This is a genomic window from Streptomyces sp. MNU76, assembly GCF_020982545.1.
In the GTDB taxonomy this organism is placed as follows: Bacteria; Actinomycetota; Actinomycetes; order Streptomycetales; family Streptomycetaceae; genus Streptomyces.
The window spans coordinates 81979-94903 of record NZ_JAJKLK010000003.1; the positions used below are offsets into that span (position 1 = coordinate 81979).

The window sequence follows — 12925 nt, forward strand, 5'->3', positions numbered from 1 at the left end:
AACGCAAGCGTTCATTGCAGTCGCCGCCGTGGTGCTCGTCGTCCGTCCGCTTCCGCTTCCGCTTTCGGTATCCCCGCCCCCTGGCTCAACGGAGAAACACAGATGGTCACTTCGCGCTGGACGGCCGCTCCTGCCCCGACGGTCTCCCCGCGTCGGCGCGGCGCCGTGCTCGAGCGCGCCATCCTCGACGCGGCGCTGGAGCAGCTCAGCACGGTCGGCTGGAGCGGCCTCACCATGGAGGGGGTCGCCGCGGGCGCCCAGACGGGCAAGGCGGCGGTCTATCGTCGCTGGCCCTCCAAGGAGGACCTCGTCGCCGACGCCCTGCAGGCCGGGCTGCCGCGTTTCGAGGAGGCGCCCGACCTCGGGAACGTGCGCGAGGATCTGTTGGCGCTGTGCCGTCAGGCCCGTGAGGCGATGTTCTCGCGTCCCGGGTTCGCTCTGCGGTCGGTGATTCACGAATGCGACACCATCCAGGCCGAACGCTTCCATGGTGTGATCATCGAGGGTGTCGTGGAGCCGACGGTCAAGCTGCTGCGCGAGGTCGTGGAGCGTGGAATCAGGCGGGGTGAGGTACGCCCCGACGCGGCCAACGGCTATGTCTTCGACGCGATTCCGGCCATGATGATGTACCGCTCGAAGATGTGCGGGAGCGAATGGAGTGAGCAGGACATCGAGGAGATGATCGACCAGTTGATGGTTCCGCTGCTCTGCCGGTGAGGCGCCCGGGCGGACTCGGCGAAGGGGCTCAGGTTGCCCCGGGAAACCTGGGTGTCGCGCGGGGGCGCGGGCGGCGTAGGCTAAGGGCGCCATGCCGTACGAACCACCAACCCACACCGTCGAGCGCTCTCTGCGTGCCACGACCGGAGCGAAGGTCATCGCCGGTGTCGACGAGGTGGGGCGCGGAGCCTGGGCCGGTCCAGTCACCGTCTGTGCGGCGGTCACCGGACTACGTCGACCACCCGAGGGCCTCACCGACTCCAAGCTCCTGACGATCAAGCGACGCGAGTCGCTCGCCGAGGAACTGCTGAAGTGGGTCACCTCGCACGCCCTCGGTCACGCCTCTCCGGAGGAGATCGACGACCTGGGTATGACGGCCGCGCTGCGGCTGGCCGCCGTGCGGGCCCTGGAGGCCCTTCCGGTGCGGCCCGACGCGGTCATCCTCGACGGCAAGCACGACTACCTGGGGTCACCCTGGCGGGTTCGGACGGTGATCAAGGGCGATCAGTCCTGTGTCGCCGTCGCGGCCGCCTCGGTGATCGCCAAGGTTCAGCGCGACAAAATGATGGCCGAACTGGGTGTCGACCATGCAGACTTCGGTTTCGCGGCCAACGCCGGGTATCCGTCGCCTGTCCACAAGGCCGCGCTGGCGGAGCGGGGCCCCACCCCGTACCACCGGTTGTCGTGGGCGTATCTTGATGCGCTGCCCCAGTGGCGGCACCTCAAGAAGGCCCGCACCTGGGCGGACGGAAGCGTTCCGGAGATCGAGGGTCAGCTCGGCTTCGATTTCTGACGGATTCGTTCGCACTCATGTGCCACCCGCCGACGCGAGTCGCGCCAGCGTTTGATAAATATCAGCTCATGCCTCTCATTCCCGAGGAGCCTCAGATTCACGAGAGTGCCCAGGGCCCGCGTGCCACTCCGGCCAGCGGCCGGGTCGCGCCGACCCCCCGTCCCGTACCCGGTCCCCGTCCCGCGGCTCCGCCGCGTCCTGGTCGTCCGGGTCCTGCCCGGCCGGTGCCGGCTCAGCGCGCGGCTCACGCCGCGGCCAAGCCCGGGCCGTCCGCCCCTGCCGCAACCCCGCAGATCCAACTGATCCCGGCCTCGACCGAGGGCGCGCTGGACGCCGCCGAGGAAGCCGTCGACCTGCTGTTGGAGTCGGGCCGCGCCCCCGGTGACGTGCTGGTGATCACCACCGGCGAGTCGCACCCGTGGGCCGACCACGAGCTCTCCTTCGGCGAGGCCGCCTACTGGGCGCAGCACGACGCGGGCGACGACGTCTTCTACGCCGATGCCTCGGCCACCGACCGGGCCGCGCCGCGTCCGGTCGTCGTGGTCGCCGTCAACGGCGGAACCGATGCCGTCACCGCCCAGGCGCTCCCCAAGGCCCTCGGCCGGGCCCGGGCCCTGTTGATCGTGTGCGGCGACCCGCAGACGATCAACTCGGTGCTGGGCGCCGGAGTCTGAGCGACTGGGGACCTGGCCCCGGTCGGCCCGCGAGGGCCCGCCGGGGAGCCGTGCCTGCCCGCGAACGATCCGGGCGGCACTGCGGCCACACCCCGTGACGGGGCGCTTCGGCGTGCCTGCGGGGTGTTTCGGCGTGTCCGGGGGGCGCTGCGTCGGACGTCGGCGGCCGGTTCCGCCGCGTTGCCGCGGCTCTGCTTGTCGGTGCGGTGCGGTGCGGTGCCGTGCCGTGCGGCGAGGGCGGGCTGCCCCACCCCGTGGCTTCGCGGGGTGGGGGCGGGCGTTCGCGGTGTCCGGGCCGGGCGTGCCGAAGCAACCCGGGGCTGCGGCTCAGCGCGCCGCGGCTCGGCGCAGTACCTCCGACGCGACGCCACCGGTGCGGGGCATGGGCGGCGGCGCGACGGCCGTGGCGAAGGGCTCGGCCGGTGAGTCCGCGTGCGGTCGACGGCCACCCCGGCCCTCGCCGAGGACCTGCCAGCCGTCACGTGTCAGCGTGATGTACGCCCCGCAGCGCAGCCCGTGCAGGGTGCAGGCGTCCCGCAGCCCCCACATCCACGCCCCGTCCTCCTCTGTCCAACGCGCGTCGCCGTCACGGCAGTAGAGCAGCACGGCCGTACGCACCGGGGTGCGCCGGCGCAGATCATGCGGAATGACCCTGCGCAGCTGCGCGAGGAGGGCGTTGCGGAACATCCACCCGTCGGCCGGGGCCGGGCGCCGGACGAACGAGGCGCTCGCCATCAACCGCTCGTCCGGATCCAGGACGGCGATGACCGCCGTCGCGGGCCGGGGCTGATGCCGCGCGTGCAGCCCGCTGACGACCTCCCGGGGATTGCGCAGCAGCGGAATCCCGGCGGCGGCCCATTCCGCGGGCTCGAGCAACCGGTTGGCGGAAGTGGCGGAGAGGTCGGCAGAGGTCGACACGGAGGCCGCCGAGGACGGAGCGAATCCGAAGGTCACGATCCTCCCTTCGGCTACGCGCCCACACAGCGGGGCGGGGGTCGGACTGGGGGAGCGCACGCCGCAGCAGAAGCCCTACCGATGAACGAGTGGGCCGTACGGGGAGCGGACTCCAATTCTTCCTGGCGAAGTTGGTTGCGGCAACGAGCAATTGGGGCCACTGACAGTTTTGTGGTGATCCACCGCTTATATCCCTGCGCATGGGACGCGTTCGCAACGCCCAAGCGGCACGGGGCTCACGCGCGGTTGACGGTCGGTCACCCCCGGACGGCGAGAACGAGCGGCAGCACCCCCTGCGCGCCCGCGCGCCGGAGCACGCGCGTGGCGACCGCGAGCGTCCAGCCGGTCTCCGTGGCGTCGTCGACCAGCAGCACGGGCCCGTCCGCCTCCGCGAGAGCGGCGGCCAGTTCAGGGGGCACGGTCAGCGCCCCGTCGAGCGCCTTGAGGCGTTGTGCGCTGTTGCTCCGGGTGACCTGGGAGACCGCGCCGGTGTACGCCACCGAGCCCAGCAGGGGCAGGCGGCCGATCTCGGCGATCCGCGCGCCGAGGGAACCGATCAACTGCGGCCGCGTACGGGACGCCATGGTGACGACACCCACCGGACGGGGCGGTGCGTCCGCCTGGCCGGAGGCCCAGCCGCCGGGGCCCTTCGCCCAGTCGGCCAGTACGGCCACCACCGCCTTCGCCACGTCGTCCGGCACCGGCCCGTCCGGGGCCTGGGGGGCGAGCATCGGCCGCAGTCGGTTGCCCCAGCCGATGTCAGACAACCGCCCCAACGCTCGTCCTGGAGCGGCCTGTTCACCGGCCGGAATGCGTCCCTTCAGATTGACGCCGACCGCCGGCAGCCCGGTCGGCCACATCTTGCGGGGCTCCACCTCGACCCCGGCCCGCCCCAACTCGCCGCGCGCCGCGTCCAGCGCGGCCGAGGAGACGGTCTCCGCGAACCGGGGCTTCGCGCAGGTGTCGCAGCGCCCGCACGGCGCGGCCTCCTCGTCGTCCAACTGCCGCCGCAGGAACTCCATCCGGCAGCCCGTCGTCGTCACGTAGTCACGCATCGCCTGCTGCTCGGCCGCGCGCTGCTTGGCGACCCACGCGTAGCGCTCGGTGTCGTAGGTCCAGGGGACGCCGGTTGCGACCCAACCGCCCTGGACGCGGCGGACCGCGCCGTCCACGTCGAGGACCTTCAGCATCGTCTCCAACCGGGAGCGGCGCAGTTCCACCAGAGGCTCGAGAGCGGGCAGGGAGAGCGGTCGCTCCGCGTGTGCCAGGACGTCCAGGGTCCGCCGCACCTGCTCCTCCGGAGGGAAGGCGACCGAGGCGAAGTACTCCCAGATCGCCTGGTCCTCCTTGCCGGGCAGCAGCAGCACCTCGGCGTGCTCGACGCCCCGGCCCGCGCGGCCCACCTGCTGGTAGTAGGCGATGGGGGAGGACGGTGAACCGAGGTGCACCACGAAGCCGAGGTCGGGCTTGTCGAAGCCCATCCCCAGGGCGGAGGTGGCGACCAGCGCCTTGACCCGGTTGGCGAGCAGGTCCTCCTCGGCCTGCTGCCGGTCGGCGTTCTCCGTCTTGCCGGTGTACGACGTCACGGTGTGCCCACACTGGCGGAGGAACGCGGTGACCTCCTCGGCGGCGGCCACGGTGAGCGTGTAGATGATCCCGGAGCCCGGCAACTCGTCCAGGTGGTCGGCGAGCCAGGCCATCCGGTGGGCGGCGTCCGGCAGTTCGAGCACGCCGAGGCTCAGGCTCTCGCGGTCCAGCGGCCCACGCAGGACCAAGGCGTCCGTGCCGCCGCCCGTGCCCAGCTGCTCCGCCACGTCGGCCGTCACGCGCGCGTTGGCCGTCGCGGTCGTGGCCAGCACGGGGACACCCGACGGCAGATCGGCCAGCATGGTGCGCAGCCGGCGGTAGTCGGGGCGGAAGTCATGACCCCAGTCCGAGATGCAGTGCGCCTCGTCGACCACGAGCAACCCGGTCGCGGCGGCCAGCTCGGGCAGGACCTGGTCACGGAAGTCCGGGTTGTTGAGCCGCTCCGGGCTGACCAGGAGCACGTCCACCGCGCCCGCCGTGACCTCCTGGCGGATGGTGTCCCACTCCTCTGTGTTCGACGAGTTGATGGTCCGGGCGTGGATGCCGGCGCGGGCGGCCGCCTCCACCTGGTTGCGCATGAGGGCGAGGAGCGGGGAGACGATGACGGTGGGGCCCGCGCCCCGCTGGCGCAGGAGCGCGGTCGCGACGAAGTAGACCGCGGACTTGCCCCAGCCCGTGCGCTGCACCACCAGGGCTCTGCGCTGCTCGGCGACGAGCGCCTCGATGGCGTGCCACTGGTCCTCGCGCAGCCGCGCGGAGCCCGCGGGGGCGCCGACGAGGCGGGCGAGCACGGTGTCGGCGGCCGTGCGTAGATCTTGGCGGTCCGTGGAGGGCAGGTCTTCGTCGCTCATGGCCCCATGCAACCCGATGCCTCGGACATCGCGCGAACGAGCGGGGCGAACTGTGGACAGCTTCTGACGTGATCATGGTCGGACTTATCCACAGGGCAAAGCGGAATCTCAAGATCCGCGAGATGGTCACCGCATGACGAATCACAGCGAAGCGGCCGGGAGCTCCGGCAACAGTGGCATCGGTGGGCAGAACGGATGCGGGCGCAGGAGCGAGCCCTCCGCCTACCCGGGACACGGCACGGCCAACGGACCCACCGACGGACAGCAGGTGACCCTCCGCACCCCGGCCGAACTCGCCGACGCCCTGCCCTACCTCCTCGGATATCGACCGGAAGACAGCATCGTCCTCGTCGCTCTGCACGACCGGGACGCACGGGGACGCTTCGGCGGACGCGCACGGCTGGGCATTCCGGCCCAGACCGACGACTGGCCGTCCGTGGCCCAGCAGCTGGCCCATGGACTGGTGACCGGAAGTGAGCGTCGAGGAGCCAGGCCGGAGAGCATGGTCGCCTTCCTCTGCCAGGACCCGGCGAGCGGTGAGTCGCCACACGACGTCATGGAACGCCTGCGGCCCCTCGCCCAACTGCTGCGCAGGGCCTGCGGCGCCCTGGACGTCCCGGTGGTCGAGGCCCTGTGCATCTCGGACGGCCGCTTCTGGTCCTACTGCTGCCCCGGCAACGGATGCTGTTCTTCCGACGGAGAGCCGATGGGGCTGCCGGGTACCTCCGTGCTGGCCGCCGCGGCGACCTACGCGGGCCTCCAGGTGCGCGGCACGCTGAAGGAGATGCGGGCCAGGCTGCTGCCCTGGGAGACCGCTGCCACGCTGCAGCAGGAGGCCGCCCTCGACGCCGCGCAGTCCGCGCTCGTCCCTCGCATTCTGCACGCGGAGAGCCGCGCGGACGTGGCCGAGGAGACCCTCGCCGTGGCACAGCGCGTCATCGGGCGACTGACCGCCGCTCCGGCCGTGCCCGGCACGCTGGACGCGGACCTGCACGACGACGAACTCGTCGGCCACGAGGACGCGGCCACGCTGATCCTCGGACTCCAGGACCGTGCCACCCGCGACCGCGCCGCCGAATGGATGGAAGGCGACGAAGCCGGCCCGGCTCTCCGGCTCTGGCGGGCCCTCGCCCGCCGCTGCGTCGGTCCCTACGGCGAGCACGCCGCCGCCCCGCTCACGCTCGCGGGCTGGGTCGCCTGGTCCTCGGGGGACGAACTGGAGGCACGCGAGGCCTTGGCCATGGCCCTCGCCGCAGACCCCGACTACCTTTTCGCCCGTCTCCTGCACCAGGCCTGCAACGAAGGCCTCGATCCCGAATCCGTTCGCCGCTGCCTGCGCGCCGAACGCAGGGGACGCGACCTGACACCTGACCCTGCCAGTGCCAGTGCCAGTGCCAGTGCCAGTGCCAGTGCCAACGGTGAGGAGGGCCCTTCCGAGCAGCGTCCGGTCCCGCAGTCGGCCTCGGCCGAACCCTGCATCGCGACCGGCCCTCGACGCCGACGCAGGTCCCACCTGGCAGGGAACGCAGACGGCCGCCCCGTTCGGCGGTCACCCGGCGCCGCTCCAACCCGTCGATCGCGCTCCGCCATCGGCAACGCACCCGCAGGCCGTCGACCGGGCAGCACGGCCGACGGAGCGAGCGCTCGGGCGCGGGCCCGCCGCGGTGGTGGGCAGCCCACGGAGGGGGAAACGTGAGCACGCCGATGCGGCACTGGGCGTGGAGCGTGGCGCTGTTCTGGTTCGGAGTGTGCCTGAGCGCGCTGCTGTCCTTCAGGTACGTCGCGGTCATGTCGCCACCCCGCTGGTCGCTCGGCTTCCCGGGCCAGGGGCGTGACCCGGAGCGGAGCCGCTCCGTTCACCTGAGTGGCGGTACCCGTGGCCTGGCCCCGCGGCCGTCGCCCCCCGTCCCTCTCCGGCTCCCCACCTGGTGCCGAGCGCACCCCACGCGCGCCGAAGACAGAAGAAGCCACCCCATGCCCCTGCCCTCCATGTCCGATGCCGACGACGTCCCGTCCTTCCTCATGCCGACCCAGCCCTCCGCCCGGGCCCGTGGCGAGAGAACGGGCGTTCCTTCGGACATACGCAGTCCGCTGCCCCGCGTCCCAGGCTCGCGTCCTGCGGTCGGGAGCGGCCCGGTGCCCGCCGTGCCCGGGGCGGGCGTCTCGACCGGGCTGCCGCACCCGGCCACCGGAAGCCCGTCGCCCTCGCAGGCGCCGCACCCCGGTCCCCGCCGTCCCACGGAGCTGCCACCGGCCCACACGACCCTGATCTGTGTCGCCCTGCCGGGCCTCGCGATCTCGTCGGAGCAGGGCCAGTTGAACGGCCGAGGACTGGAGGGCTTCTACCGTGCCGGACGGCGCATGCTCTCCCGCTGCCAGGTGAGGGTGGCCGGACGGGAACCGCTCGCCGTGCAGGCGCGGATGCTCTCCGCCGACCGAGCCCGGTTCATGGCGACACTGCGCATGTCGACCGTGGCCGGACCGGACCCGGACGTCATGGTCGAGCGCACGCGTCATGCGGACGGCACCGAGCGGATCACCCTGCACAGCACGGCCCGCCGCCCACTGCGCCTGCCCGTCGAGGTGTCGCTGGGAACGGATCTCGCTGAACTGGGCGCCGTCGCCTCCGGCAGAGCCGGCCCGGAACTGTCGGCGAGTGTGTACGACTCCGGCCTCCGCTGGTCGAGCGCGCACGGGCACTCCACGGTCACCGCGCATCCGCCGCCGGCCGACGCCCTGGCCTCCGCCGGTCTGCTGCGCTGGGAGCTGGAGCTGCCGCCCGGCGGCACACGGAGCGTGGAGCTGCGAGTGCGCCCGAACGGCGCGGGCCCCATCAGGCCGGTGGGGCGCGGGGCCACGAGCCCTCTTTCCCAGGCCGGTGCGGCGGGCGACGACCCGACGGCGCAGCCCTTGCTGCACACCTGCCTGGAGGACCTCGAAGCCCTGCTGCTGCGCGATCCGAAGAATCCCTCGGACGCACACCTGGCGGCGGGCGCGCCCTGGCGCTGCGGCATGGCCCCGGCCGACGCGCTGGTCGCTGCCAGGATGACCCTGCCGCTCGGGACCCGCCTCGCCGCGGGCACACTGCGTACCCTCGCCCGCACCCAACTCGTGGGCCGGGAGGCACAGTCCGGCATGATCCCGGGCCCGCGGCGGGACGCGGGCCCGCATCTGCCGCCGGGCTGCACCGGCACCGAGGCGACCCTCCTGTTCCCCGTGCTCCTCGCGGAGGCCAGGAGATGGGGACTCCCCGAGCAGGAGACGGAGGAACTGTTGCCGGCGGCCGAGCGCTGCCTGCGGTGGCTGCGGGGGGCCGCCGGAAGGGGTGTCTGTCTGCCCGACCCGCGCCCCGGGGGACCGCTGCGTTGCGAGACCCAGGCGCACGCCCACCGCGCCGCGCTGCTGGGCGCCGACCTCCTCGACGCCTACGGCCGACCGGGCGGGGCCGAGCTGCGGGACTGGGCCGCAGACCTGCGGGCCCGGTTCGCGGCGGATTTCTGGGTCGAGGACCGGGGCGGCGGAAGACCCGCGGCCGCCCGCACCCCGGACGGGCGGGTCGTGCCGCACCTGGGAGCCGGTGCCGCCCACCTCCTCGACACCGGCCTGCTCGGTGCCGGGGAGCAGGCCCCGGGACTTCTCGACAAGGTGCGGATCGAACAGCTCGCGCGGCTGCTCGGAGGGCCCGCCATGGACTCGGGGTGGGGACTGCGGAGCCTGGGGGCGAAGGAGGCGGGGTACAACCCCTTCGGCCATCGCAGCGGTGCCGTGCGCGTACAGGAGACGGCGATCGCGGTCGCGGGGCTCGCGGCGGCCGGGTACGAGAAGGAGGCGAGCGCGCTTCTGCGGGGGGTGCTGGCGGCGGCGGAGAGCTTCGGCCGTCGGCTGCCCGAGATGTACGCGGGGGAGCAGCGGACGGCGGGGAGTGCTCCGCTGCCTCACCCCGCCGCCTGCAGACCGGCCGCGACGGCGGCGGCCGCGGGCGTGCTGCTGCTCACCACCCTCGTCGGCATCCGGCCCGACGCTCCCGCTGGGACGGTGACCCTGCGGCCGGTGCGCAGCGCGCCGCTGGGAGAGGTCTGCATGACGGGACTGCGCGTCGCGGGCGCACCCTTCGCCGTACGTGTCAGCAGGCTGGGGCTCGCGATGGTCGAGGAGGCGGCGGACGGGCTGCAGTTGGGAGTGTGACCTCCTGTGACGAGCTGGGAACGGCCGGCGGAGCGCGGTGCACGGGGTGGGCGGCCGATCAGCGAAGACCGGTAACGGACAGAAGTGGATCAAGTGGGGAAGTGACCAGCGAAGGGAGTGTTTATCGTCAGGCAGACGACTATGATCGCGGCATGCCCTACGACCCGTCGGACTACCCGCCCTTCGCCGTCACAGTGGACCTGGTCGTGCTGACCGTCCGTCGCCATGCGCTCTGCGCGCTGACGGTACGGCGGGGCGAACAGCCGTTCCAGGGGCGGTGGGCGTTGCCCGGTGGCTTCGTCCGGCCGGACGAGGATCTGTCACAGGCGGCGGCGAGGGAACTCGCGGAGGAGACCGGGCTGACTGCCCACGAACCGTCCGAGCCCGCGCAGGACAACGGCGCGCACCTGGAGCAGTTGGCGACCTACGGTGACCCGAAGCGCGACCCGAGGATGAGGGTCGTCAGCGTCGCCCATCTCGCCCTCGCCCCGGACCTGCCCGCCCCCCGGCCGGGTGGGGACGCCAACAGTGCGCGCTGGGCACCCGTGGAGGAGCTGTTGGAGCAGGGCGGTTACGGACGTGACGGCGAGCCGGTGGCGCCCTTGGCCTTCGATCACGCGCAGATCCTCGCGGACGGGGTGGAGCGCGCTCGCTCCAAGATCGAGTACTCCTCGCTGGCCACGGCCTTCTGTCCGCCGGAGTTCACGGTCGGTGAGCTGCGGCGTGTCTACGAGGCGGTGTGGGGAGTGGCCCTCGATCCGCGCAACTTCCATCGCAAGGTGACGGGTACGCCGGGCTTCCTCGTGCCCACCGGCGGCACCACCACGCGGCAGGGTGGCCGTCCCGCCCAGCTCTTCCGGGCCGGCGGCGCCACCCTCCTCAACCCGCCGATGCTGCGCCCCGAGGTCTGAGCACGCGCGTGACCGGAGTCCTCTCCGCCGCGTTCGGCTGTCTTGGCCGTGCGGTGCGCCTCGAGGTGCCCGAAAAAACGGACATACCGCGCTATCTTGCCTAGGGTGATCCAGGCCATCGGATTGACCAGCAATCCTCGCAAGGAGCTTCCGCCCGCCATCGACGATGTGTCCTTCGAGGCGCACTCCGGTCGCGTCACCGCACTCCTCGGGGCTCCCAGAGTGGGCAAGTCGACAGCGCTGAGACTCATGCTCGAACTCCAACAGGGTCGTGGCATCGCCTACTTCAGGGGGCGCCCCCTGCACCGCATCGCCCACCCCTCGCGTGAGGTGGGGGTGCTCCTCGGCGATGTGCCGGGCCACCCGGCCCGCACGGTCCGAGGGCATCTGCGCATGCTGTGCGCGGCCGCGGGGCTGCCCACGCGGCGGGCCGACGAGGTCCTGGAGGTCGTGGGTCTGGTCAGTCTGTGCGAGGCGCGGCTCGGCACCCTCTCGCGGGGCATGGACCGCCGCCTCGGTCTGGCCTGCGCGTTGCTGTCCGACCCGCACACCCTCGTGCTGGACGAGCCTGCCGACGGGCTGGCGGTCCGTGAAGGCCGGTGGCTGCACGGGATCATGCGGGCGCACGCGGAGCAGGGCGGCACGGTCCTGTTCACCACCGGCGACCCCAAGGAGGCCGCACGGAACGCCGACCGGGTCCTCACCCTCGAACAGGGGAGGCTCATCGCCGACCAGGAGGTCGCCGACTTCTCCCGGACCCGGCTGCGGCCCAGGGTCGCCGTCCGCACCCCGTACGCCGCCCGACTCGAGGCCCTGCTCACCAAGGAGGCCCGCACCGCACGGCGTTCCGTGGAGATCGTGTCGGAGGGAGGCAACCGGCTGTCGGTGTACGGCAGTACGTGCGCGGAGGTCGGTGAGGCCGCGTTTCGGCACGGCATCCTCGTGCACCAACTCGCGGACGAGGTAGGGGACATGGGTCCTGTGCCGACGATGCCACCGGCGGCGGTCGAGGACGCTCAGGCGTGGGCCGACGGCGCGACCGACCCGGAGGAGGCCCGATGGTTCGAGGCACACCGGATGGCCGCCGAGGGGCCTCGAACGAGCGCGTTCGCGCCCCCGACCGTGACCGAGCCGCGAGCCCCGGCGTTCGCCCACGGCTCGGCGGAGGGCGACGCCGAGCCCGGAGCCGTCCGCACCACCCTCGCGACCGATGCCGATGCCGATCCCTCCGACCCCGCGCCACTGCCCTCGGCGCCGCCGTCCGAGGCCCACCCGTCCGAGGTCGACTCGGCGCCGTTCTCCCCGGCCCACCCGTCCGACGCCGACTCGGCGCCGTTCCACCCTGCCCACCCGTCCGACGTCGATGCCGACCCGGCGCCGCTCTCCCCCGACCACCTGTCCGGGACGGGCCCGCTGCCGCCGTCGCCGTCCCTGCCGGCGCTTCCGCCGCCCATCACCGTGCGGTCGGCGCCGAGCCCGCTGCGTCCGCTGCGGTACGAGCTGCGGCGGGCGGGCGGCGTCAGCACCACGTACGTCACCGCCGCGGCCGTGCTCGTCACCTCCGCCCTCGTGGCGGTGATCCTCGCCAGGGTCGGGCACACCCCCCAGCCACGACTGCTGGCCGCGTGGCCGCGGGAACTGCCGCTGCCGCCCGCCGCCATCGGCGCGGGGCTGCTCGGGGCCATCGCCTTCGGTGACGAGTTCCGCCACCCCGCCCTGGCCGCGGACCGTGGCACCGTGCCGCGCCGCCTCGGACTGCTGGTCGCGAAACTCCTCGTGGCGGCGGGCACCGCACTGCTCCTGGCGGTCCTCGCCGTGGGCTGCGACCTGGAAGTGCTCTACCTCGTCTACGGGCCGGAGCTCATCTCCGTCCCCGCAGACTGGCTGCCACTCGGCGCGAGTTGGGTCGGGCTCGTCGTGGGATGCGCCTGGGCGGGGGTGCTCGCGGCGGGGGTCTTCCGGTCCACGTCGGCGGGGCTCGCCGCCGTGGTCGCCGTGCCCCTCCTCGTCGTACCCCTGGTGCAGAAGGTGCTGGAGGGGTCGTCCGTGCGCAGTGCGATCGGGTTTCCGATGCGGCTGCGCGAGCTCGTGATGGTGCAGTGGCCGTTCGGGGGTGAGCGCTATCTGGAGGCGGTGGCGCGGGCCGTCGTCCAACCCGTGGGTGGGGCGCTGCTGTTGTCGCTGACCGTTTTGCTGGGTGCCTACGTCCTCACGAACCTGCGTGCGCGGGTCCGCGGATGATCGTCGTCATCC

General features: G+C 72.9%; 9 protein-coding genes. 7 read left to right on the forward strand and 2 right to left on the reverse strand.

What is annotated here, in order from left to right; all coding sequences use genetic code 11:
* The first annotated feature begins 102 nt into the window (after window positions 1–102).
* From E4N62_RS06755 to E4N62_RS06765, 3 genes are all read left to right on the forward strand, one after another.
* Window positions 103–717, forward strand: a complete 615-nt coding sequence (locus tag E4N62_RS06755) for a TetR/AcrR family transcriptional regulator (protein WP_230212789.1) — start codon at window positions 103–105, stop codon at window positions 715–717.
* 91 nt (window positions 718–808) lie between these two features.
* Window positions 809–1510: a ribonuclease HII gene (locus tag E4N62_RS06760; protein WP_184900137.1), complete on the forward strand. Its 702-nt coding sequence runs from the start codon at window positions 809–811 to the stop codon at window positions 1508–1510.
* Between the two features lie 68 nt (window positions 1511–1578).
* Window positions 1579–2184: a hypothetical protein gene (locus tag E4N62_RS06765; RefSeq protein WP_230212791.1), complete on the forward strand. Its 606-nt coding sequence runs from the start codon at window positions 1579–1581 to the stop codon at window positions 2182–2184.
* A gap of 327 nt (window positions 2185–2511) precedes the next feature.
* Here the strand turns inward: E4N62_RS06765 and E4N62_RS06770 are convergent, their stop codons facing one another.
* The gene (locus tag E4N62_RS06770) at window positions 2512–3138 is read right to left on the reverse strand and encodes a hypothetical protein (RefSeq protein ID WP_230212794.1); all 627 of its coding nucleotides are present in this window, start codon (window positions 3136–3138) and stop codon (window positions 2512–2514) included.
* 257 nt (window positions 3139–3395) lie between these two features.
* The gene (locus E4N62_RS06775) at window positions 3396–5576 is read right to left on the reverse strand and encodes a RecQ family ATP-dependent DNA helicase (RefSeq protein WP_230212796.1); all 2181 of its coding nucleotides are present in this window, start codon (window positions 5574–5576) and stop codon (window positions 3396–3398) included.
* Window positions 5577–5709: 133 nt separating this feature from the next.
* Here E4N62_RS06775 and E4N62_RS06780 point away from each other — a divergent pair, with 133 nt between their 5' ends.
* From E4N62_RS06780 to E4N62_RS06795, 4 genes are all read left to right on the forward strand, one after another.
* Window positions 5710–7272 (forward strand): DUF4192 domain-containing protein, encoded by a 1563-nt coding sequence (locus tag E4N62_RS06780; protein ID WP_230212798.1) that lies wholly within the window; start codon window positions 5710–5712, stop codon window positions 7270–7272.
* Between the two features lie 548 nt (window positions 7273–7820).
* The gene (locus E4N62_RS06785) at window positions 7821–9761 is read left to right on the forward strand and encodes a glycogen debranching N-terminal domain-containing protein (RefSeq protein WP_230214045.1); all 1941 of its coding nucleotides are present in this window, start codon (window positions 7821–7823) and stop codon (window positions 9759–9761) included.
* A 152-nt stretch (window positions 9762–9913) separates the two neighbouring features.
* The gene (locus E4N62_RS06790) at window positions 9914–10672 is read left to right on the forward strand and encodes an NUDIX domain-containing protein (protein ID WP_005481548.1); all 759 of its coding nucleotides are present in this window, start codon (window positions 9914–9916) and stop codon (window positions 10670–10672) included.
* Window positions 10673–10777: 105 nt separating this feature from the next.
* The gene (locus E4N62_RS06795; protein WP_230212801.1) at window positions 10778–12913 is read left to right on the forward strand and encodes an ATP-binding cassette domain-containing protein; all 2136 of its coding nucleotides are present in this window, start codon (window positions 10778–10780) and stop codon (window positions 12911–12913) included.
* Window positions 12914–12925 lie beyond the last annotated feature (12 nt).